This is a genomic window from Streptomyces sp. NPDC033221, assembly GCF_055577005.1.
Genome location: NZ_JBVIQN010000042.1, coordinates 33492 through 55436, shown reverse-complemented (window position 1 = coordinate 55436; position 21945 = coordinate 33492). Strand labels below are relative to the sequence as shown.

The window sequence follows — 21945 nt, the reverse complement described above, 5'->3', positions numbered from 1 at the left end:
CGGCGCCTTCACCGTGGACGCGGTCGCAAGCGGCCGCATCGGCCTGACCGGCAAGTCCGGCGGTGGCCTCCGCAAAGGAGACACCGGCAGGCCCGCTTTCCGCGATAGGACGGCCAGTACCAACTCCTCGCCGTCAACAGCAGGTCCTGGCAGGGAGGCCGCTTCGGCGCCGACGACAGCGAAACCCGTAACGGCGCGGTCGCGTTCCGTGTCGACGACATCAACGGGCCCGCTGGATGTGGCCGACCCGTGCGAAGTCCAGCCAGAGGTCCTGGGGGACTCCTGCGGCGGCAGCGCGGGCGGCAACGAAGATGGTCGCGTGCAGCGCGTTGATCTTAGGCGGCTGGGCCGGGTGCCCATGGGTGCGGCTCATCTCGAGTGAGCTGAGTGCGCTGTCGCGCGGGTTGGTGCTGCTAGGCGGAACCGGTGGCGTTGGCCGGCAGAGCCTGCTGATAGAGCGTCACCAACACGCCGTGCACCGGCTGGTCCTCCGCACTCTCCTCGGCCTCGTCGACCAGTTTGGTGAGTACCTCGCCGAGTTCTCTTGCCTTGGCAGGGCTGAGGCGCAGGTGGCGCAGTGTCAGGTGGGTCTCGGCGGGGGAGAGGTCCAGCTCCTGGGCGACCGCGGCGAGCATCGCGGCGGTGCCTGCCGCTTGGGGGTCGGCGACGACCATGTGGCGGGCCGTGCGTTGGTGGTACTGCTCGGTGCCGCCGCGGACCTGGCGGGTCTCGGCGACATGGACCAGCCCGGCTTCGCGGAGCACTTTGAGGTGGTGGGCCACATTGCCCTTCTTCGCGTCGAGCTGCGCGGCAAGCTGGTTGATGGTGGCAGGCCGGTGGCCCAGGACGAAGAGCAACCGCTGACGCAACGGGTGAGAGAGCGCCGCGAACTGCTCAGGCGCACCGAGCTCCAGGACGTCATCAGGAGGCGGCAGGTAGGAAGGCTGATCGCGCATACCGAAAGTGTCTAAACTCTTTGACGCTTTCGCAAGGGTAGTGCTCTACTCCCTGCCATGACCACTCTGACGAAGCTTCCGCCTGTCCCTGTCATAGACGAGATGGCCCGGCTACTGACCGAGCACTACGTTTTCCCCGAGATAGCCGAACAGCTCACCGACTTGCTGCAACGACGTCTCGCCGAGGGGGCCTATCACGTCGACGACGCCGAGGAGCTCGCTCGTCTGGTCACCGCAGACCTGCAGTCCGTCAACGGCGACCGACACCTGAGACTGAAGCACCACACCGACCCGCTCTCCCCGAAGCAGGGGGCGGCCACCCGGGACTCCATGCGCCGCGACTTCGACACCTCGCTGGGCGGTGTACCCCGGGTGGAGTTGCTCGGCGGAGGGGTCGCCGTGGTGGAGCTGGCACCGATGCTGTTTCCGCTGGAGTGGGCCGCCGAACCGCTGACCGCCGCGCTCACTCTGGCCTCCCGCGCCCAGGCGCTGATCGTGGACCTTCGCGCCAACCGGGGCGGCGACCCGGACACGGTCGCCTTCGTCTGCAGTTACCTACTCGACGAGCGCACCCACCTCAACACCATGTACTGGCACGGCGGTCGGCAAAGCGAGCAGTCCTGGAGCCTGCCGCACGTTCCCGGCACGCGCTTCGGCGGCAGCAAGCCGCTGTACGTGCTGTCCAGCAACATCACCTTCTCTGCCGCCGAGGAGCTGGCCTACAACCTCCAGCAGCTCGGCCGCGCGGCAATCGTCGGCGAGAGTACCCGCGGCGGCGCACATCCATGCCAGGGCTGGACCGTGCACCCACACCTGGAAGCCACCGTCCCCGTTGGCCGCGCCATCAACCCTGTCTCCGGCACGAACTGGGAGGGCACCGGCGTGCAGCCGGACATCCCTTGCGCCGCTGCTGACTCGCTCGACCACGCGCACACGCTGGCCCTCGCCCGACTCGCAGACTGACCCGGCCCAGCTCGCCGACAGCACCGTACGCCGTGCCTCCGGTGCCCCCTTCGACGGTTGACTTCGGCGGCGGAGGACCCAGCCTCCGGCGGCCCCGGCGTGCTCACACATCGCACGGCCAGGTTCACCGTCATAGAAACCGAAAGGGCTGGCTTCGCTGTCAAACACCTTGACCGGATGACAGGGGGCAGTTTGACGCTGTAGTCAGCGGTCACACGGCTCTACGTGTCGCTGAAACCCAGCAACGCTGCTGACGCCTTTCACGCGGCCGCAGTCGTACTGGGTGCCGCCCCGCCCGAGAAAAAGCCGACGGCAAGAGCTGCCCCAGGGGGAGGTGTTCAGCGCAGCTCAACGCCAAGGTCGAGCACTTCCCAAAGGTGCACTTACGGTGATCGGATGGCTACACCTTTGTAGCCAATCGGTCATCCAAGGGGCATCGTGCGCGCACATTCCCGGCCTGAACTTTCCTTATGGCCTCCAATCCCACACATCTCCCAAGCGCTCGCCCCGCCGATACCCCCACCCCCGTGCCCCCTCTCGTCCGGTCCGGCTCCCCGCTCCCGAAGGGGCTGCTCCGGACCGTCACCACCGCCGCCATCGGCGCCGTCGCAGGTGCCCTGTCCGCCTACATCGCCATCGTCGGCGACGGGGACGGGAAGACCATCGATGCCGCTTCCCGTCTGGCTTCCGGCTATCTTCCGTACGCAGTGATCGTCTTCGTACTCGGTGTCACCGCCCCCAGCGCCGTACATGCCGTGGCCCGGGCGACGCTCTCCCAGGTGATCATGGTTTTGGCCTACTACACATGGAAGCCGATGATCTCTTTCAGCAGGACCCCCACCATGGCCACGCACTACGCCCAGCAGTGGCTTCTCGTGGCAATCACTGCCGTCCCGCTGGCCGCAATCGCGGCCTACGCCCTCCGCAGAGCACTGAAAACCCTTACCTGAGAGAGGCCGGCCTCGTAGCTGGCCGCGCCTGAGCTGTGACGGGAACAGGACAGACTGCCAGGAGTGCGGTGTCCTGGCCGGCGGGCATTCGTGGCGACCGCTCGGTGCGGCCACTCGTCGCTCGGCGTGCACCAAGACGGGGACTGCCTGCGGCTACTCCTGCTCCTTGAGGAGGGGCAGAACTTCGACCTGCGAGTCTCCGGTCAGTGATCGACCCCAATGGCAGGAGCCCCCCGTCGACCGGTACGCGCCGCCAACCGTCACCGAGCCTGCCGTCACTGCTCGTCCAGCTCTACGGCTGCCCGGTCGGGGGCCCGCTGGACCACGAAGATCGCCAGACCCTGCGCCTCGGCGACCCTTTCTGCGCGAGAAGCCCACTGCGGTCTTTCACGACACCCACACGCCGCGCGCCCGCCCCGCCTCACGGCCGGGGATGATGCGCACCCGAACCGGGTGCCACTCGCGGATACGTACGCGACTTCGGCGCGATCTTCACCCACTGCCTCCGACTCAGCTGCCGCTTCCCGCATGGACCGACGCCGTCGTCGCCCCCCATTGCTCGGCCTCGCCAACTTCGTCCTCGGCCTGCTCCGTGACCTTGGCGCGGTGACAACCGCCCTCGCCCCTCCACTAGAGCTCATGAAATCACCTGCTTCAGTGACCATCGTTGCCATCGTCTCCAACAAAAGCCTTTGCGGGTGCCGGCGTCCGGATGATGAGGTGGCACGGTGATCAACCATGACGAGGCGGCGACTCTCCGACCGTTGACCCTGGCCTGGGTGAGCCGGCACCTGGGGGCCGGCGAGCGGATCCTCAAAACAGAGGCGCTGCACGGCGGCATCACTGCCGAAATGCGGCGGCTGACCATCGGCGCGCGGGACGGAGGTACCCGTGACTTGGTGCTGCGGACCTTCGTCGACCCGTTCTACGTGGAGCGCGCCGAGGACTCGCTGAACCGGGAGGCCGGCGCCCTGACCCAGCTCGCGGGGACCGACGTGTCGGCTCCCGAACTGGTCGCGGTGGATCCGACCGCCGCGCAGTGCGAGTATCCGTCGCTCCTGATGACGCATCTGGCGGGCCGGACAGCCCTCGATGATGAGGGGCTGGAGACACGTATTCACCTGCTGGCCCAGCAACTCGTGGCGATCCACGCGTTGCGACCCACCGAACGGCCCCGGGAGTATGAGGCGCTGACGACCGCCGACACCGTCGTGGTTCCGAAGGGCGCCAACGCGGCGGCATGGGCCGCGGCGATCAACATGATTCGCAAGCCGGCGCCGCCTTATGAAGGGCGGTTCCTGCACCGGGATTTCCAGCCCGGCAACGTACTGTTCGACGTGCCGTCGTCAAGACCGGAGGGTGCCCGGATCACGGGGGTCGTCGACTGGGCGGCGACCTCCTGGGGCCCGGCAGATCTCGATGTGGCGCACTGCTCGACCACCCTCGCGCTGTTGCACGGCCCGGCATGGGGCCTGCGGTTCTCTGAGGCGTACGAGGAGGCCGGCGGCCAGCTGGCCACGGCCGCGAGCGAGCGGTTGTACTGGCAGGTGCGGGACGGACTGGCGTGCTCAGAAGAAGTGCAGCAGGTGGCGCAGCCATGGCGGGAGGCAGGAAGGGCCGAGCTGACGACGCGAGTTGTGGAGGAGCGGCTGGACGCCTATGTCACCGCCCTGATGACCGCGCTGGGCTGAACCAGAGCGGTCTGGAGCTCGGGGGTGGTAGCGAGCGCCGGGCCTGTTGCCATATCCAGTAGCGGAACCGACCGCACATTCGCATTGGGGCGCCGCCGAGTACGAGCTGGCCCGGCCGACAGCTCATCAACACCTATTCTCAAACGACCCAATCGCTAAACGCTGCCCGAAACCATCGATGCACACTGCCCGCTCTCGCTTGCGAAACCGTCCACCTGCTGCAATAGGACAATGGCGACCCGACGCTATCGATGGGAGCCCGCGCGTACTCTACTAGCGTGACCGGAACCGACATGGCCCTGGATTAATCTCTCCAGAACCTCGAATGCTGCACAAGTGGTTCCAAATCCGAAGTCGATGTCCGCCGCGCCTACCAGCCCGGCGCAGCCGTCGACGCCAAGTACGCCGGTCAGCAGAGCGGCTGCCGCTCCCCGCTACGCCTGAACAAGGTCGACAACGTCCCGAGCTATGTCGACGCCTTCACAGAGAAGGGCCAGGCCCGACGAAGTGGTCCGGCACGGGGCGGTGGCCGAGGGCCCGTGGAACAAGGCGCTGGTGGTGTCTTCCGGGTCGGCGGTCTGCGCTTCGGTGGAGGTGCCGCAACCGGATGGACTGCTAGGTTGCGGGCAGGCGAACGTGCGTACGGGGGGGATTGCTGTGATCGGGCTGGGAGCAATAGCAGGGATCGCGGTGGTGGAGCTCGGCATGGTGCTGACTCCGGGCCCGAACATGATCTACCTGGTATCCCGCTCGATCGCCCAGGGCCGCCGGGCGGGTCTGATCTCGCTGGCCGGGGTCGCCCTCGGCTTCCTGGTCTACCTCTTCGCGGTGTCCGCCGGTATCGCCACCGTCTTCGCGCTGGTGCCGCAGATCTATCTGGTGATCAAGCTGGCCGGTGCGGGTTACCTGCTCTGGCTGGCCTGGAAGGCCGTCCGGCCGGGCGGCCGGTCCCCGGTTGAGCCCCGAGAGTTGGCGCAGGACGGCCCCCGCAAGCTCTTCCTGATGGGATTGCTGACCTGCCTGCTCAATCCCAAGGTGGCCATCCTCTACATCTCGCTGCTGCCGCAGTTCGTCGACCCGGAGCGCGGTCATGTCGGCCTGCAGGGAATCCTTCTGGGGCTGACCCAGATCGCGGTGGGGGTCGCGGGCAATGCGTTCTTCATTGTGACGGCCGGCTCCGTCGCCGGGTTCTTCGCCCGGCACCCGCTCTGGCAGCGCCTGCACCGTTATGCGATGGGCACCGCGCTGGCGGGCTTCGCCATCAGGATCGCCACTGAACGAACGGGCGCGACGGTCGCTCTGCGCTGACAGATGGTTGTTGAGGCCGATCGTTGCAGGTGAGCTGGTCGTGGATCATGCGGGTCGTCGACACTGCCGTACTGAGCGGCTGGGCAACCCCGCCGATCCTCCCGGCCTTCCGCGCACGGAGCCGGTGCCGCGAAGCCGCATCCCGGAACGGGTGCTGGAGCTGTCTCGCCTGATCTTCGCCCCCCCCATCGCTGCACGCCCGCTATATCGACAATCGGCTGCGCCGGCAGACCGAACTCTGGGCAGCGAGCGAAGGACGACTCGACCTGGCAGAGCTCCACGATCAGTGCCTCACTGCGGTCCGCGCGGCGGCTGGGAGTCGCCGCTCCATGTGCCCGGACGCATTCGGTCCTTCGCGTTGCCGACGGGGCGCCGCTCGTATGGCCGGTGGCAAGAAAGTCAACGAAGCGCGAAGTGGTCCTCGTTGCCGGCTTCTGGCACGGGAGCTGGTGCTGGAGCCGCGTGGTCGGACAACTCGCCAGCCGTAGCGTCACGTCCGTGCCCGGGGCCTACAGCTCGATCCCTGAGAATCAGAACGAACCGGTGCTCCGCCTTCTGAGGACCACCCGGCCATCCGCGAGACCTTCCACTGCGTCAGCGGCGATCAGCCTCCTGGGCACCGTCAGTCCGCTGGGCCTACCCGCCGAAGCCTTCACCGTGACGGCCGACCGGTACGGCATGGTGCCGCACGCCTACGTGGTCTGCACGAAGGTCAACGTGATCCCGGCAGCCCTGCAACGTCGCTTCATACGCGAGATCGGCACCGTCTCCAATGCGCCGACCACAATCCCCGAACTCGCTCTCGCACTCGCCGTTCCTGGCACAGCCAGCCGACCTCGCAACCGCAATCGCGGACTCTGCGGGCACGTCTGGCACCTGATCTTGAGCCAGGTCAAAGCGGGTACGGACGCGCCTGAGAGCAGACCGCCGCAGCCGCCCGCTCTTCGATGCGCGAGGACCTGACCGTCGACGAGCTTTCCGTCACCTTTCGAGACGGCTATTGACGGAAAGTGATCAGGTGAACCTGGCTGCGGTGTCGGGCCACCGCCGTGCGCTGCGAGGTGCAGTCTGAGGCCTTCGCGTTTTCCCCGGCACAGAGGGGGGCTGGCGACACCATCGACCGTCCCGTTGCCCGGATGGTCCGACAGCCCTCAGGCGACGAGGCTGACTGCATACGGATCCACCAAGCAAAAAGGAAAATCCTCTGTGTTCAGCTCGAAGCCGTCGCGCCGCCGTACCGCCCGCACCGTTGCCGTCGGCGCTCTCGCCGCTGTGGTCTGCGCCACCGTTATGACCGGCAGCGCCGGAGCCATCGTCAACGGGTCGGACTCCGCCGAGAGCTACCCGTTCATGGCGTCCATACCGGAGTCGGCCCCGAAGGCCGGTGTGCACGACGCGAACTGCGGGGCCTCGCTGATCGATCGGCAGTGGGTGCTGACGGCGGCACACTGCGTGAAGGCCGAGGGCCTCAAGCTGGACGGCATCGTGCGTGTCGGCAGCGGCCACCGCAAGTCCGGCGGCACCGTCCGCAAGATTGACCGGGCCTTTGTCCACCCCGGCTATGTGAACGGCGACGACAAGACCGCCAACCACAACGACATCGCGCTGATACGCCTGGACCGCCCGGTCGCCCAGCAGCCCATCGAGATCGCCGAGCAGGCAGGGCCGCCCGGCACACCGACTCGGCTCCTGGGATTCGGTACCACCGTCGACACCGCGTTCACGTTCCCGGACCGGCTGCAGGAGCTGAACACCCGCAGGGGCGCCGAGTCCGAGTGCGCGCCCGGTTACGCGGACCGGACCCGGCTGTGCACGATCACCACCGTGCCCCAGGCCATGGCGTGCTTCGGGGACTCCGGCGGACCGCAGATCCAAAGAGGCCGGAACGGCCGCTGGGAGCTGATCGGCGTCACCTCGGGGCCCGGCGCCCCAGGGGTGCCCTGCTCGCAGGGCCCCGGCCTCTACACCAGCGCGCCCGCCTATGGCGGCTGGATCGACAAGACCATGAAGACCAACAGCGCACCCTCGACTGAGGCCAAGGGACCCGACCTCGCCGAGACCGGCACGAGCGACAACACGCCGACGATCGCCGGTGTGGCCGTCGCGCTGATTGCCGCCGGCGGCGGCACCGCCCTCGCAGTACGCCGCCGCAAGACCCGCCACGCCGTTTGAGCGTAACCGCCGAAACTGTCACCCAACAGTCGGGCCGGGCGAGTGCGAAACTTTCCCCCTTCCCTTGCATGTTTGTGGCTCTGTTCAGTGGCCCCTGCGCGTCGGCCTTTGGCGGTACCGCTGGAATTCGATTCGGACGTATTGAAGTGGCCCCGGCGTTTGGCTTGGGTCGGGGGCACTCCCGCTGCCTGTCGCTGTGGTTCAGGTCGGATGGTCTGTCCGTGCGGGTTGGTCCATCGGCTCCTGGTGGTCTCCCGCGTCCGGATGGACCTGTCGAAGGCAGCGCTGATGACCAAGGTCGGGCCGGCGTCGGGCAGCCGCAGACAGGTGACCGCAGTGATCGGAACGGTGTGAAGGCCGTAGTTTCGCGGCGTGGGCGCGTATGCGGTCAGGGACCGCAGGCGGACGGCTCGCTGGTGTCACCGATGGTGGCGTGAGAGAGGACTGCCCACAGGAGCCGACAGCCATGGGCTGTATGCAGTCGAAAGGCAGGAGGCCCGGGGCGTGGTGGGCGACGTTGCACCCGAGCGCCGTGGCGGCCGCCCCTTCCGTATCGACTGTCACCGCTCGCAAAGCGCCGTCATCGCCGAATACCGGTAGCGCGTCAGCGCCGAACCCGACCAAGCCCGTGGGACGAACGCCGGTCAACCAGGTCAGCGGACCTGTGCGTCGCCCTGTTTCTGAGGGAAAGGCGCAGTCGTCCCAGCAGATCAGAGACCAGCAGCTGACTGTCGGCCCCTAACGGGTTCGTTCCCCCTTACCACCGGCGAAGAGGAGGACAGAGAGCGCCGATGCCGGTTTGTGACCGCAGCCGGCGGCAGCAGCGCCCAGCCGTCAGGTGCCGCGGTCGGCATGAGCGACGTCTGCCGTCTTCGCGCCCGCGTCGATGCCCTGGCCCACCACGGCGATGTCGTCGCGTACCAGTGGCAGGCAGTCATCGATGCGCTGCCCTCCTGTACGAAGCGTCGAGGGGCCCTGTGGTCAGTCCGCCGATGACGCGCTGCCCCCGGTCATAGACTTCCCCTGAGGGCGGGCCCTGGCCGGTGGGATGCCAAGGCCGATCGGTGAACATGGATACGTTCGGGCAGCGACTGGTCGGCCACGGTGATGTCCTGGCTCTGCTGTCGGCCCTGGAGACCAGCCAGCGTCACCTCGACGAGACCGGCACCGAGGTGTTGTGCCACCTCAGCAGCCAGTTCGATGAGGAATGTGAAAGGCATCCCCAGATCCGTCTGGAACCGATCACGCATGGCGAGCCGGGGTTCGAGATCAGGCTCGACAACCACTTCTACGGCGAGCTGTATGTACGGAGCAACGGTCGGCCATCGGTGGTTGCGGTGTGCGGCAAGACAGGTGTGCCCGGTGAGCGGGTCGAACTCGGCGTGCGCCCTCATCACCGCACGCAGCTCCTGCACGCTGTCCACCCGGCGCCCCTCCCCGGCGTGCCGTACTGTCCAGCCCACCACGGTATGAGGCGCCCGCCCAGCCTCCGGGCGAAGCGATTGCGGAAGTATGCACACGGGCCGTGGTGCGATCGCCGGTGCTCCGCGGCCACCAGGGCTCGCACGGGCGGTACGGCGCCCCACCGTCCAGCATCCGCCGCGCCCGCTGACCCGGGCCGGGCGGCGGGGGAGAGGCGCGCGCCGCGGTGTCGGCGGGCCGGGACAGTCCGCCACCGGCGTCCGGCCGCCGCCGGCCCGGGCCCGCCGTACCTCGTACGTCTTCCTCGAGAGCAGGATCTGTACGTCACGGAGCCCCGGACCAGGAGGTCCGGGGCCTCGTCGTCTTTTGGATCAGATCAGGAGGAATGCCGCGGCGGTCATCGCGCCGCAGGATGCGCCGGCCACGGTCTGGGCGATGGTGTGGTAGGTCAGCGCGACCCGGGACCAGCACACCGCGATGGTGAGCAGGTAGGCCAGCAGCCACCAGGGCGAGTGCACGACGGCGAGCAGGGCGGGGACGGCGGAGGCGACGGCGGAGTCCACGGAGATCTTCCAGACCGTGTTGACGGCCAGGAGGACGACGGTCATGGCCCACAGGGCGAGCATGGCGACGAGGATGCCGGTCGGGGCGCGGCCGAGGACCATGACGAGCACCCCGAGTCCGACGGACGCCAGGATCACCAGGAAGATGGGGCCGCGTTTCGTACGGTCGACGACGTGCCGGTCACCCCAGGTGCCGCGCTTACGCTGCCACTCGATGTACCCGGCCGGGACGAGTCCGGCGCACAGTGCGCCGAGCAGGCCCCACGGCAGGCCGGTCCAGTCTCCTGCGGCCGCCAGGCCGATGCCCGACATGCCCACCACGAGGACGTTGCGGGGCTGGAATATGTCGGTCACGGCGCGCGCGGCCGGCGTGGTCGAGGTGGTGGTCGTCATACGGCTGTCTCCGCGGTGTTAAGCAGTTCCTGCACCGAATCGGTCTGCCTGCACGCCTTGGCGACGCGCAGGTCCGGCTGGAGCCACCAGCACGCTCGGTGCCCGGCGCCCCGGTCACGGCCGCCCTGGTACTCGGTGCGACCGTCGGCGTGGTCCGGGCGCGCCATCACCGGCACGTACGTCCTGGCGCCGCCGTCGTAGACGTACAGGACCGGCTGGTCGCCGGGCGGCCGGCACCACTCCCGCGGCTCGGGTCTGTGTTCGGGCCGCCAGGGCGGGACCTGCTTGGGGTCGTTGATGTGCTCACTCACGTGTCCATTGTGCGAGGAGCCCCGAAAGTGGGTGTCTGCCGGTCTACAAGGCGGGGGCCTGGTGCCGTCCGCGATGTCGACAGGGGGCGACCGATACTTCTCCTTCGGGACCGAAGGGGCCTGGCCCAAGGGATTGACTGAGCATAACCTGGTCGGTCACTACGATCGGCTCGCCCTCCGGGCAACTGGAATTGAAGGCAGACGGCACGACCCGAGCCATTGACTGGCCGAAGTACAACGCCTTGGGCGACCACCTCAAGCCCGACCAGCAAGAGAGCCAGAAGGGCACCCGGCGAATCCGGCCCGGCTCGCACAAGGCGCCGCATGGAAGTCTCGCTGAGGATGATTTTGAGCTACCAGGCGGAGATTTCGCCGTCTCAGAAAGCCGAGAGAACCCCCACTTGTACAGGAGCGTCGGCGACCCCGACAGCTGCCACTCGGACCTACAGTTCGGTCCTCTGAAGAATCGGCCGGTTCCCCGGGGCGGTGGAGAGCCATGCCTGCTGATGTCGGCGGCCTCGCCGCCTGGGGCGGCGAGGCGCCGTGGCATCAGTCTCAAAGACGGTCGAGTGGAAGCCGCAGGGCGTACAGACCGCCGGGGCCTCCGATGGCCAACTGACCATTCGGCGTCAGGGAGAGGCTGCTGCACCGGTACAGCAGGGGCAAGGGATGGGCTTCTCCGCTGAGCAGGTGCCCGACGTGCACCTTTGCGTCGTTCCACGCAGCGGCGAGGATCGGGCTGGCGGGCGTGCTGGCGGCAGCCAGCGTGGTGACGAGAGCGGGACGGGGGCCGGCGGGGTTCTCCATCGGTTCCTGAGTGGTCTCCCACATCCGGATGGACCCGTCGAAGGCGGCGCTGATGACCAAGGTCGGGCCTTCGCCGGGCAGCCGCAGGCAGGTGAGGGCCGTGATCGGAACGGTGTGCAGGCGGGAGCTTCGCGGCGTGGGCGCGTATGCGGTCGAGAACCACAGATGGACGGCTCCGCTGGTGTCACCGACGGCGGCCTGGAATCACTGCGCACAGGACCCGAAAGCTGTGGGCTGTATGCCGTCGGAAGACGGGAGAGTCCGGGAGTGGTGGGCGGCGATGTGCCCGAGCACCGTGGCGGCTGCCCCTTCCGTATCGGCCGTCACCGCTTGCAGAGCACCGCCATCGCCGAGTACCAGTAGCGCCTCAGCGGCGGCCCCGGCCATGCCCGCGGGGCGAATGCCAATCAGCGCGGGCTGCGACATGCAGCCGTCGCCATCTCGCGACTCACCTTCTGAGGTGGCCGATCATGCCGCTGGCGCGGACCTCGTCCCGTAATGAGAGCAGGTGATCCACCAGCGCATCGTACGCGCCAAGTTGTGGTCACCGGCGGTGGCACAGCGGGTCTGGCCGAGTGCCTCGGGGCTCCGGCGCCCGGCCTGCTTCGGTGACGAAGCGACGGCCTCGGCACCACTTCGACGCGGGGTGGGTGATGGTCACGCGTCGAGCCCCTTCGACTCGCGATGAGCCTTGAAGGCGGCTTCCCTTACATCAGTTGAGCGCTGGCGGTGCAGGACGCTACGGTTGGCACCTGCGCGCTGTCAACTGGCGGGTTTGTCTCCACAGTTGCCCATCGCACCAAAGTGCAGCTCAAACGCCAGAACGGAGATGGCTATGGACAGCGACGGCAGTCCGGCGGGGCGCACCCTGGCCAACAAGTTGGAGCACTTGTTCCGGACAGTCATCCCGCCTGGGCACGGGCCGTACAGCACAGAGGAAGTAGCCCAGGCCATCACGGCAAGTGGAGTGCCGATCTCCGGCAGCTACGTCTGGCTGCTGCGCAAAGGCCAGCGGGACAATCCCACCATGCGGCATCTGCAAGGGATCGCGGATTTTTTCGGAGTGCCTGCGGCGTATTTTTTCGATGACCAGGTGGCAGCGGACGTCGACGCGGATTTGGGGCTGCTTGTCGCGCTCAAGGACGCAGGCGTACAGAACGTCGCACTACGAGCGGCCGGCCTGTCGTCCAAGAGTTTGCACTCGATCAGCGAGGTGATTGAGCGGGTCCGCGAACTGGAGGGATTGCTGAAGGACGCGCCGGGTCACCGCGCCGCGGAACGGGGCGACCAAAAAAGAAGGTGGCCATCCCCGTCTGGCGGCGCAGTGCCCGATGAGAGAAATGGGGAGGGCGCGTGAGCCTGAGTACCTTACAGCGGCGGTGCAAGGCTCTCATCAGTCTGAGTACCCTGCATCGGCGGTGCAAGGCTCTCATCAGTAGCTTGGACGTACCGAGCCCGTTCGACGTGCATGTGTTGTGCCGAAGCATCGCACAACAGCAGGGGCGACCTATCCAGTTGAAGGCTATCGCGATGCCGGCGGGTAGTCCCTGTGGACTGTGGGTGGCCACGGCCCATGCCGATTACATCTTCTATGAGGAAAAGGCCAGTCCGCTCCATCAGGAGCACATCATCGTCCATGAGCTCGGCCATCTGCTGTGCGGCCACACCACTGCGACAGCAATGAGTGACGCGACATCGCGCTTGCTCATGCCAACCCTGAATCCGAATATGGTTGAGCGAATGTTGCAGCGCACCCACTACAGCACCCCAGAAGAACGAGAAGCGGAAACGATCGCGACATTGCTTCTCCAAGGCGCCGACCGGGATCCGTCAGGTCTGAACAAACCTGAGCGAGAAGCCGACGAGGCCGTCAGAAGAGTGGAAAGCTCGCTGGTACACCGTCATGGGCGCCGACCATGAACTCGATACTGCATCCCGTCTTTGCATCCCGCGCATGTGTCGAATTGATCGGCAAGTTGGGTAATTCACGTCGCGTGACTCGTGGGGTGTGCTCAAGTTGCTGCTGAGCGGAGCAGTTGAAGTATGCACGACGCGATTATTGCCCGGGATAGCCGGTGGCTGTCGTGGAAGCGGCTCCAGCGGTCTTCCATGATGGATTTCGGGTGGGAAGAGTGAGTGACGGCAGACCATGGCCAGATCACTCGACGCGTTTGCCGGGTGCAGCGCAAGCGGTCGGCACAGCTGCTGGAGAACTGCCTGCAGAGGCCGGCGAGCTCAGGGCGCCCAAGGGCAGTTGACAGCAGGCGTTGATTCCCCAACCAGCACATCATGAAGGCGACCCGGTCGCTGACCTACCTGCCCTTGGAGTTGCTGTGACCGGAGCCAAAAGCATCGTCTTCCCTCTGCTTGCCGCGCTATGTTGGGCGGCGTTCCTCTACACGTCCCGCGGCCTGAGGTCGGAGCGGCGTGCCCCAGCGTTGCTCGCACTATTGGCCGCTTTCGCCCTGAAGGGCACGGCGTTCGTGCTCGCAACCCCCGCAGTGGCTCTGGCCGTTGATCGGCAACTTGCTATACCTGACATAGCGGCACTGGCCATACATCTCCTCGGCGGCGTGGCTTTCAGTGTTGCGGTGCTCGTAGTGCTCGTGTTCTGGACGTATACGCCCGAACAGGCGTGGCCGAGAGCTCGGTGGCGACTTGTTGTCGCCATGGCCACGATGCTGGCAATGCTGTGCCTGTGGCTCGTGGGTGCATCCGAATCGTCGGGGCGTTCAACGCACTACCTCATGCAGAATGTACATCGCCCCGTGGTAGCCGCGTATTCGCTCCTGTACGTGGCAGCCTTGCTGGTGGCACTTGCCGAGACCGCCCGTCTGTGTTGGAGGTACGCCGGAGCTGCTGGGTATCCTTGGCTGCGCCGCGGCTTGCGTATCACCGCAGTGGGCGCGCTGGTCTATTCGATCAACTTTTTGAACCGGGCTTCTGCTGTCGTCAGCGTGCAGTTCGACCTTCACCCGCTGAAGCGGGAGGCATTGACATTGCTGGGCGCGGGAATTGGAATACCGCTCATTGTCGGCGGCCTCACCATGCCTTCCTGGGGTCCCCGGCTGTCTGCCCTGGTTACCTGGTGGAACAACTACCGCACCTACCGAAGCCTTGCACCCTTATGGCTCGCGTTGTACCAAGAACTGCCCGAGGTCGTATTGCATTCCCCAGTTTCGACCTTCTCGAATCTGAACTATCGCTTGTACCGTCGGATCATCGAGATCCGTGACGGGCAGTTCGCGCTGCGTCCCTACATGAGCTCTGAGGTGGCAGTGAGGGCGGCCGAACTGGGGGAGGCGGCCGGACTGACCGGCAACGACCTTCGAGCAGTAGTCGAAGCGGCCCAGCTCAAGGTGGCGTTGCGGGTCAAGATGAACGGAACTGCCCCTCCGATTGAGTCAAGCGCCGGTTGTGACCGTCCCGTTTTACCTGAACTGTCCGGTGGTGACGATCTGGTCAGTGAGGCTGTTTGGCTGTTGCGGATCGCGAGAGCCTTCGCACATTCACTGATTGTCGCGGCATCGGTGAACGACTACCGAAGTGAGCGGTTACCGAGTGGTGAGGAGGAACAGTCGAGTGGTTGTCAGCAGTGAACCACAACACGAGCAGAGTCGGGGGATCTGGGCGGTACGCGCGGCGCGGCTTTTCGACGGGCACGCATGGCGATCGGGGCGCCCACTTGTCCTCATCGATGGATCGCGCATTGTAGGTGTCGACATGACGGGAGCGTTACCTTCCGCAGATCTGCGCGTTCTGGATCTCGGTGACGCTACGCTGCTGCCCGGGCTCATCGACTCCCATGTACACCTTGCCTTCGACCCCGACGACAAGTCGAAGCAGGCGATGGTCGATGAAGAGGCCCACACCATCCTGGCACGTATGCGCATCCACGCCGGGCAACAGCTGCGGGCGGGGGTCACCACCGTACGGGACCTCGGCGATCGTGATTTTCTTGCCGTATCGCTGCGTGACCACTACACGGCAGGGACGGAGGTGGGTCCGGAGATTCTCGCCGCTGGACCACCCATCACGCGAACTCGCGGACATTGCTGGTTCTTGGGCGGCGAAGCCGATGGCATCCCGGCCATGGAGGCCGCGGTCAAGGAGCGCATTGCACGCGGCGCCGACGTAGTCAAGATCATGGCAACCGGTGGCGTAATCACCCCTGGGTGGGGGCCGCATCAGTCGCAGTACACACTCGACGAACTTGCAGCGGTGGTCCGGGCGACCCATGCACACGGCAGACCGGTCACCGTACATGCTCACGGGCGGCAGGGAATGGCTGATGCCGTCGCAGCTGGAGTCGATGGCATCGAGCATGCCTCCTTTTTTACCGAGGACGGTGTCGAACCCGACTGGCGGACCGTTGCTGCCGTGGTGGAGGCCGGCACCTTCATCGGCGCCACCGAAGCATGGCTCCCGACAGGCTCGATGGTTGCGCCACACATGGCCGAGCGCGTAGAGCAGCGAAGTGCGAATTTCGCACGGATGCACCGCGAAGGAGCGCGGCTGGTCTGCTGCTCCGATGCTGGTGCAGGCCCCCGCAAACCCCACGGCGTGCTCCCTTACGGGATCATCCGGTTGGGCTCTCTCGGCCTCACCAACACCGAAGCCCTGACTTCGGCCACCGGCCTCGCCGCCCAAGCCTGTGGGTTGGCTGACCGCAAAGGAAGGATCGCCATCGGCTACGACGCCGACCTCATCGCTGTAGCCGGCGATCCCCTCCACCGTCTGGACACCCTGCTCGACACCAGAACGGTGATCCGCGCTGGGAGGATCTACAAGAACTGATGCGACATCGGAGGGGGAGTCCAAGTCGACAGGCCGGTCAGCGGGCGTCACCGAGATCGACACTCCTCACCCAACGAACTTTCATGGTCGATGCGTCGGCGCGCTCTCAGCCGAACCACGCGCGTCGGCCACGGAGCCCCTCCATCCCACACGTGATCTACACTCCCGTGGCATGTCGAACTCCCATGGGTCCCATATCAGTTGACGCCGTGAGTCAAACGGAAGTAGCATCCAGCGCGATCAGGCTATCAACTGGTATGTGAACGCTAGCCTTCAATCCTCGCCACAAGTTGATGCGCGTCGGTGCATGGACCCCCACTGTCTCGACCGGAGGCTGCATGCGGACGGAGAGCCGACCGAATCCGCTCGCTCCTCCCAGGAGTGGCCGAAGGGCTGGGTGGTGACGCGGCGGATCACGTTGGGAGGGGTTTTCGATGCGCCCTGTTCGCTGACTTCGTGCGCCCGAACCGGGGTGGGCAGTATCTCGTTGTGTGCGCGAATCGGATCACTGGGGCCGGTTCGAGCGACGCGCGGCACGGTGGATGAGCACTGTTCGGGACCAGCAGGAAGGTACGTCCGAGAGCGTGATCGACATCGAACAGCTACCGACGGAATCTCTACTTCTTGACGACCTGAATGTCTCGTGGGAGTCCCCCCGTCTGTCGGGACGGAACGACGAACACGCGCGCATGCTCTACGAGTTACAGGTCGAGCTGCCTCCCATCATCGTCCACCGGACCACGATGAGAGTCATCGACGGTGTACATCGTGTGCACGCTGCCAGACTCCGAGGCGACACGGTGGTCCGAGCCCGTGTGTTCGACGGCGCCGAGCGGGATGCGTTCGTCCTCGCCGTGCGTGCGAACATCTCCCACGGACTTCCCTTGACCCTTGCCGAGCGCATGAACGCTGCCGCGCGGATCGTCGACTCCCATCCGCACTGGTCCGACCGGGCCATCGGGAGCGAGGCCGGGGTCTCCGAGCACACGGTGGCCACGCTGCGCACACGTGCAACTGCGCGTGAACCGCAGTTGCACACCCGTTTGCCGTCCGCACGGGCTTCGGCCGCCAGACTGGGGCGGGATGGACGGTTACGGCCTACCGATGGCGCCCGTCGCAGAAGGCTGGCCGGTCAGCTCTTCACGGAACGGCCTGACGCGACGCTCCGCGAAGTGGCACGGCTCGCGGGCATCTCGCCGGCGACCGCGCGGGATGTGCGTGTGCGCATCAACCGGGGTGAGGATCCTGTGCCGCCGCGGCAGCGCAGAAGCCAGGACGCAAAGGGGGCCGGGTCCATCCCGGACGGGGCGCCCTCGGCAGACGAAGACGACCAGGGTGCCATCAGGGCCGACGGGATCGTCGAGCAGTTGATGAGAGATCCCACGATCAGACTCAGCGGATCGGGCCGTTCGTTGCTCTCCTGGCTCGGGAAGCATCTGGTGAAGCACACCGACTGCGTCGAGGTCGTGGCCCACGTGCCGCCTCACCGCAGCGCCCAGGTGGCTCAGCTCGCGCGCGAATGCGCGCAGAATTGGCGTCGGATCGCCAATCGGCTGGAGGAGCTCTCCGCCTCGGCCGAATGAGTCGGAGTTCGCCCTGGTGCGACGTGTGAAGGATTCCCGGAAAACGGCACGAGGCTCCTGTGCAGGTGACGCGTCTTGTCTCCTTGCCGTATCCGGGAAACAGATTTCGCGAGTGAGTGCGAGGATCTGGTTCCGCAGGTGATGAAAAAATACTTCTTGCGGCCCCAGTGGAGGATTCGTAACCTGAAGTGGTCCTGATCGAGACGAGAAAGGAATTCTCATGAACTCTCAGTTCACCGACCCGTCGACCACGCAGATCAACCAGCTTGCCGCGGACGTGGAGAACCTGGACGCGTCGCTCTTCGAGATCGACATCGAGGAGGTCGAAATGGTTCCGACTCTCCTCAAGCAGGGTTGCATCTGCTAACCATGAAAAATGGGTGCCCGGCGGAGTGTTCCGTCGGGCACCCGCCCAGCTCCGGACAGAGTGGATCTACTGCACATGGATCGATATGACTGGGTCTCGTCCAGTGACCGGCAGGCTCAGGAGGACGACGCCGGACGGATCGCGGAGATTCAAGTTGCCGCATGGCGCAAGGCGTACGCCGGTATTCTGCCGGCAGTGGAGCTCGCCGGTCTCGATACCGCGGCCCTCGCTGATTTTTGGCGGGCCCAGATCGCGACGGCGGCCCGGTCGGGTGCCCATGTACTCGTCCACGACGACGGAGAGGGCCCGGTGGGTTTCTCCGCCTTCGGCCCTGCCCGTGATGAAGACCTTCAGCGGCCGGACATCGAGGAAATCTACGCCTTTTACGCCCGGCCTCAGCGGTGGGGCAGCGGAGTCGGACGCAGCCTGATGCGCTCGACCCTGTCCGTCTGGTCCGCCCAGGGCACCCGTTACGCCTACCTGTGGGTGTTGGAGCGCAACGGGCTGGGGCGTTCCTTCTACGAGAAGTGCGGTTGGCGGCCGGACGCCGAGGTCGCCCCTGCCGGGTCTCATTCCGATGCCCTGGAGATCCGTTACGCACTGTCCGAGCCGCTCTCGCCCCACGTGGACGGCACCGGATCCAACCCCCGGACGAAAGGACGGTGACGCTGTGCGCGTCCGCTGTGCGATGGACCTTCAGTTACGGCGCGTGGGCAACGACATGTACGTCCAGAGCCCTTGTGGGCTGCGGTCGTACAGTGCGCGTCTCGTGCGGGACCACCGTCTGCTCACTCTCCTGACGCGGCTGGACGAGTGGACGCCGAGTGCCGAGGTGGTGCGTTGGATCGCGGACGAGGGCGAGGTGTCCGGCGAGGTGGCCCAGCGGGAGCTGACACGCCTGCTGGATCTGGGTGTCCTCGTGGGTGACGACGCGCCGGGCCAACGGGACCTGTTCGCCGGACGGGAACTGTGGCATCGGTATGGCTGGGCGGATGCCTTCAGCTATCAGGCTGCCACGGACGCCATCCCACGGGTGGACTACGGTGATCAGAACGGTCAACGGCACGATGTCGCGCTCATGCGGGAGTACCTGCGTGAGGAGGAGCAGCCGCCGGTCCACATGCCGCCGGTCTCCGCCCGCGTCATCCCCCTGCCCCCGCCGCGTACGACCACAGGCCTCTCGGTCGCGGATGTGCTCGAAGGCCCGGGGCACGGTACGGGCGGCGGTACGGCCCGGCACACTCTCCAGGATCTGGTCCAGGTTCTCTGGTTCGGTGCGGGGAAGACCGGCACGAAGAGACTTCCGGTGACGGGCGAGCACGTCCGCAAGGCCAGTCCTTCCGGTGGGAGCCGGCACCCTACCGAGGCATATGTAATTTCCTTGGACATCGAGGGTCTCGACAGCGGGATCTACCACTACTCGGTCAAGGATCACGTTCTGGAATGCATTCCTGGCGGAACGGATCGGGAATGGGTCGAGAAGAAGATCGTCGGGGTGGCCCGCTGGAACATGGCGGCACCTTCGGTGGTGCTTGTTTTGACGAGCCGCGTCGAACTCAGCATGTACCGCTATCGGGAGAGTCATTCCTATCGGGTTTTGCATTACGACGCCGGGCACGTTCTGGAGACAATGGCGTTGGTTGCCTCAGGTATGGGATGGCGGTCACTGCGGGCCTTCTCAATGGATGAGGGGGCGGTCGCCCAGGCTCTGCGGAACGAGCGATTGCTCAATCCTTCCCTCGCCTTCATGGCGCTCGCCTAGAAACAGGAAAGGTGGAAGTCGTGGCGTCGTACACCCTCAATTCCCTGATGCGGGTGCGGCTTGAAGAGCCGCTTGTCTGTGACCTGTTACTGGAGGGTAAATCCGTCCGTCTGCCCGATGTCCGGCTGCTCGCCTTTCTCGGTCGGATCACGGATCCACAAGGCGAGGAGAATCTGGTCGAACTGTGTACCGACGTGACCGGATGGTCCCGGCTGAAGTGCCGGGACGTCGTCATGCGGCTTGTCTCGTCGGGAGTGCTGAGGGACGCGTCCTCCGAGCATGTTCTTCTTGACGAGGCCAGGCGCTGGCAGAAATACGGGTGGCTGGACGCGCTCATCCTCCACTGCCGCACCGAGGGGCAGCCCTACGCCGATGTGCTGGACGCTGCCCGTCCGAGCGACCCCGACGCGGTGCTGCGGGAACGCATGGCATCGCACGGTACGCCGTCCTTCTGGAAGCATGTCGAAACCGACGTGCACCTGCCGCTTCCGGAGCCGGACCCCTACCCCGAACGTGATCTCGGCGAGGTGCTGTTGGCGCGTCGTACCCACGTCCCGTGGTCTGAGCGGGCCATGACGCCGGCCTTGCTGAGCCGGGTGCTGCTGGATGCGAATCGTCCGCTCGTGGAACTGCGCAGGCGGGCCGAGCAGGAATACCTCACACGTCCGTCCGTGCTGCTGGAGAACACCTACGGGGACATTGAGAGCTATGTCGCCGCCTTCGACGTGCAGGGCATCGAGCCCGGCCTCTACCACTACGACCCGGACGGCCACCGGCTCTGTCTGGTTCGGCGAGGTGTGCTCAGGGAAGAGGTTCGCGACGCCTTCAGTGGCCAGGAGCGGGCGGGCGGGGGCTCGTTCGCCCTGTTGCTGTCGGTGGTGTGGGAACGTCACATGTTCCGGTACGCGCATGACGCGCGCGCCTATCGGACGGTGATGACGATCCTCGGGCAGTTCGCCCAGCGCTACCTGGTGACACTGACGGCGCTGGGGTTCACGACGTTTCCCACGCCTGCGCACCTGCCGGAATCGGTGGACGTTCTGCTGGGCACGCAGCGCTTCGACGAGTCGGGCGTCTACCTGGTCGCGGCCGGTTAGGGGCGGAGTCATGAGCGCGACGGAGGCCGTGGACGTGGAATTGCCCGCGGAGTGGTTCGTCCAGGCGGCGCTGGGCTTCCACCGGATCAGCACCTTCGGGAACTTCCCCGAGCCGTGTCCTGCCGACCTGCTGCCCGGGCCAGGGTCGCAAGCGCCGGACGCTGCGGACGATCCGCCTGCCGGTGCCCCCGGCCGGCAAGGACTGGAGGAGCTGGTACGGGTGACCGCGGGGCGCCGTTCCGGCCGGGAGAGAGCCGGGAGGCTGGAGGCGCTGTCGCTGGAACAGGCCCTTGGGGCTGCTCTATCACCGGATCCGGGCTCCGGCCGGTACCCCTACCCCAGTGCTGGGGGCTGCTACGCGGTGTCCCTGGATGCCGTCGTGCAAGACGTCGACGGCATGACTTCCGCTGTGTATGAGTGGGGCCGCGACGGCACTCTCGTGTCCCGAAAGGGTGGGGCCGGCGCCGATGTGTCCGCGCTGCTCAGGACTACGGTCATCCGCCCGGCTGAGGTGCGTGCGCTGCTGATGCTGACCGCCGATTTGGCGGTCTACGGTGCCCGGTACGGGGAGCGGGGGTATAGATACGCGCTCCTGGAAGCGGGGCACATGGGGCAAAACCTCACCCTTGCCTTGAATCTCTTGGGTGTCGCGAACTGCCCGGTGGGCGGCTTCCTCGACGACCGTGCGGCCCGCCTGCTCCACCCGGACCAACCGCTCCGGCTTCCCGTGTACGGGGTGGTGTTGCCATGACGGCGGTCGGCCACGCGGCACGACACAGCGCTCCGGGCGCCGGGCCCGGAGC

Annotated in this window: 21 protein-coding genes; 15 read left to right on the top strand and 6 right to left on the bottom strand. The window is 66.4% G+C overall.

The features are described 5' to 3' along the window. Window positions 1-220: 220 nt before the first annotated feature. Both ACZ53K_RS37010 and ACZ53K_RS37005 read right to left on the bottom strand, forming a co-directional pair. Window positions 221-373 (bottom strand): hypothetical protein, encoded by a 153-nt coding sequence (locus ACZ53K_RS37010; protein WP_468845804.1) that lies wholly within the window; start codon window positions 371-373, stop codon window positions 221-223. Between the two features lie 40 nt (window positions 374-413). Continuing rightward, on the bottom strand, window positions 414-956 hold the full coding sequence (locus tag ACZ53K_RS37005) for an ArsR/SmtB family transcription factor (RefSeq protein ID WP_468845801.1): 543 nt from the start codon (window positions 954-956) through the stop codon (window positions 414-416). 57 nt (window positions 957-1013) lie between these two features. Here ACZ53K_RS37005 and ACZ53K_RS37000 point away from each other — a divergent pair, with 57 nt between their 5' ends. The 5 genes from ACZ53K_RS37000 to ACZ53K_RS36980 all read left to right on the top strand — a co-directional run bounded on the left by ACZ53K_RS37000 (window position 1014) and on the right by ACZ53K_RS36980 (window position 8040). Beyond that, the gene (locus ACZ53K_RS37000; RefSeq protein ID WP_468845798.1) at window positions 1014-1919 is read left to right on the top strand and encodes a S41 family peptidase; all 906 of its coding nucleotides are present in this window, start codon (window positions 1014-1016) and stop codon (window positions 1917-1919) included. 527 nt (window positions 1920-2446) lie between these two features. After that, window positions 2447-2869: a hypothetical protein gene (locus ACZ53K_RS36995; protein WP_468845795.1), complete on the top strand. Its 423-nt coding sequence runs from the start codon at window positions 2447-2449 to the stop codon at window positions 2867-2869. A gap of 779 nt (window positions 2870-3648) precedes the next feature. After that, window positions 3649-4560 (top strand): phosphotransferase family protein, encoded by a 912-nt coding sequence (locus ACZ53K_RS36990; protein WP_468845792.1) that lies wholly within the window; start codon window positions 3649-3651, stop codon window positions 4558-4560. 657 nt (window positions 4561-5217) lie between these two features. Continuing rightward, window positions 5218-5868 (top strand): LysE family translocator, encoded by a 651-nt coding sequence (locus ACZ53K_RS36985; protein WP_468845851.1) that lies wholly within the window; start codon window positions 5218-5220, stop codon window positions 5866-5868. A 1206-nt stretch (window positions 5869-7074) separates the two neighbouring features. After that, window positions 7075-8040, top strand: coding sequence for a trypsin-like serine protease (locus ACZ53K_RS36980; RefSeq protein ID WP_468845789.1), 966 nt, complete (start codon window positions 7075-7077; stop codon window positions 8038-8040). 1010 nt (window positions 8041-9050) lie between these two features. Here ACZ53K_RS36980 and ACZ53K_RS36975 read toward each other — a convergent pair. The 4 genes from ACZ53K_RS36975 to ACZ53K_RS36960 form a co-directional block, all read right to left on the bottom strand. Next, a complete protein-coding gene (locus ACZ53K_RS36975) occupies window positions 9051-9464 on the bottom strand; it encodes a hypothetical protein (protein ID WP_468845786.1) in 414 nt (137 codons plus the stop codon). A gap of 369 nt (window positions 9465-9833) precedes the next feature. Then, a complete protein-coding gene (locus ACZ53K_RS36970) occupies window positions 9834-10418 on the bottom strand; it encodes a hypothetical protein (protein WP_468845783.1) in 585 nt (194 codons plus the stop codon). Continuing rightward, complete coding sequence (locus tag ACZ53K_RS36965; RefSeq protein WP_468845780.1) at window positions 10415-10729, bottom strand: hypothetical protein; 315 nt, start codon at window positions 10727-10729, stop codon at window positions 10415-10417. Before ACZ53K_RS36965 ends, ACZ53K_RS36970 begins: the two co-directional genes overlap by 4 nt. Before the next feature lie 555 nt (window positions 10730-11284). Continuing rightward, window positions 11285-11596 carry a hypothetical protein gene (locus ACZ53K_RS36960; RefSeq protein ID WP_468845778.1) on the bottom strand — a complete coding sequence of 104 codons (312 nt, stop codon included), beginning with the start codon at window positions 11594-11596 and terminating at the stop codon, window positions 11285-11287. A gap of 775 nt (window positions 11597-12371) precedes the next feature. Here ACZ53K_RS36960 and ACZ53K_RS36955 point away from each other — a divergent pair. From ACZ53K_RS36955 to ACZ53K_RS36910, 10 genes are all read left to right on the top strand, one after another. After that, the gene (locus ACZ53K_RS36955; RefSeq protein WP_468845776.1) at window positions 12372-12893 is read left to right on the top strand and encodes an XRE family transcriptional regulator; all 522 of its coding nucleotides are present in this window, start codon (window positions 12372-12374) and stop codon (window positions 12891-12893) included. Between the two features lie 83 nt (window positions 12894-12976). Beyond that, window positions 12977-13456, top strand: coding sequence for a hypothetical protein (locus tag ACZ53K_RS36950; protein WP_468845774.1), 480 nt, complete (start codon window positions 12977-12979; stop codon window positions 13454-13456). Window positions 13457-13869: 413 nt separating this feature from the next. Continuing rightward, on the top strand, window positions 13870-15135 hold the full coding sequence (locus ACZ53K_RS36945) for an MAB_1171c family putative transporter (protein WP_468845772.1): 1266 nt from the start codon (window positions 13870-13872) through the stop codon (window positions 15133-15135). 124 nt (window positions 15136-15259) lie between these two features. Further along, on the top strand, window positions 15260-16333 hold the full coding sequence (locus ACZ53K_RS36940; protein ID WP_468845769.1) for a metal-dependent hydrolase family protein: 1074 nt from the start codon (window positions 15260-15262) through the stop codon (window positions 16331-16333). A gap of 584 nt (window positions 16334-16917) precedes the next feature. Further along, window positions 16918-17916, top strand: coding sequence for a ParB/RepB/Spo0J family partition protein (locus ACZ53K_RS36935; RefSeq protein ID WP_468845767.1), 999 nt, complete (start codon window positions 16918-16920; stop codon window positions 17914-17916). A gap of 220 nt (window positions 17917-18136) precedes the next feature. Continuing rightward, a complete protein-coding gene (locus tag ACZ53K_RS36930) occupies window positions 18137-18283 on the top strand; it encodes a hypothetical protein (protein ID WP_468845764.1) in 147 nt (48 codons plus the stop codon). Window positions 18284-18343: 60 nt separating this feature from the next. Further along, a complete protein-coding gene (locus ACZ53K_RS36925) occupies window positions 18344-18949 on the top strand; it encodes a GNAT family N-acetyltransferase (protein WP_468845762.1) in 606 nt (201 codons plus the stop codon). A 103-nt stretch (window positions 18950-19052) separates the two neighbouring features. Continuing rightward, entirely contained in the window at window positions 19053-20045 is a 993-nt protein-coding gene (locus ACZ53K_RS36920) for a SagB/ThcOx family dehydrogenase (protein WP_468845759.1), read from the top strand. Window positions 20046-20065: 20 nt separating this feature from the next. Continuing rightward, window positions 20066-21142, top strand: coding sequence for a SagB/ThcOx family dehydrogenase (locus ACZ53K_RS36915; protein ID WP_468845756.1), 1077 nt, complete (start codon window positions 20066-20068; stop codon window positions 21140-21142). A gap of 10 nt (window positions 21143-21152) precedes the next feature. Beyond that, entirely contained in the window at window positions 21153-21893 is a 741-nt protein-coding gene (locus ACZ53K_RS36910; protein WP_468845753.1) for a SagB/ThcOx family dehydrogenase, read from the top strand. Window positions 21894-21945: the final 52 nt, after the last annotated feature.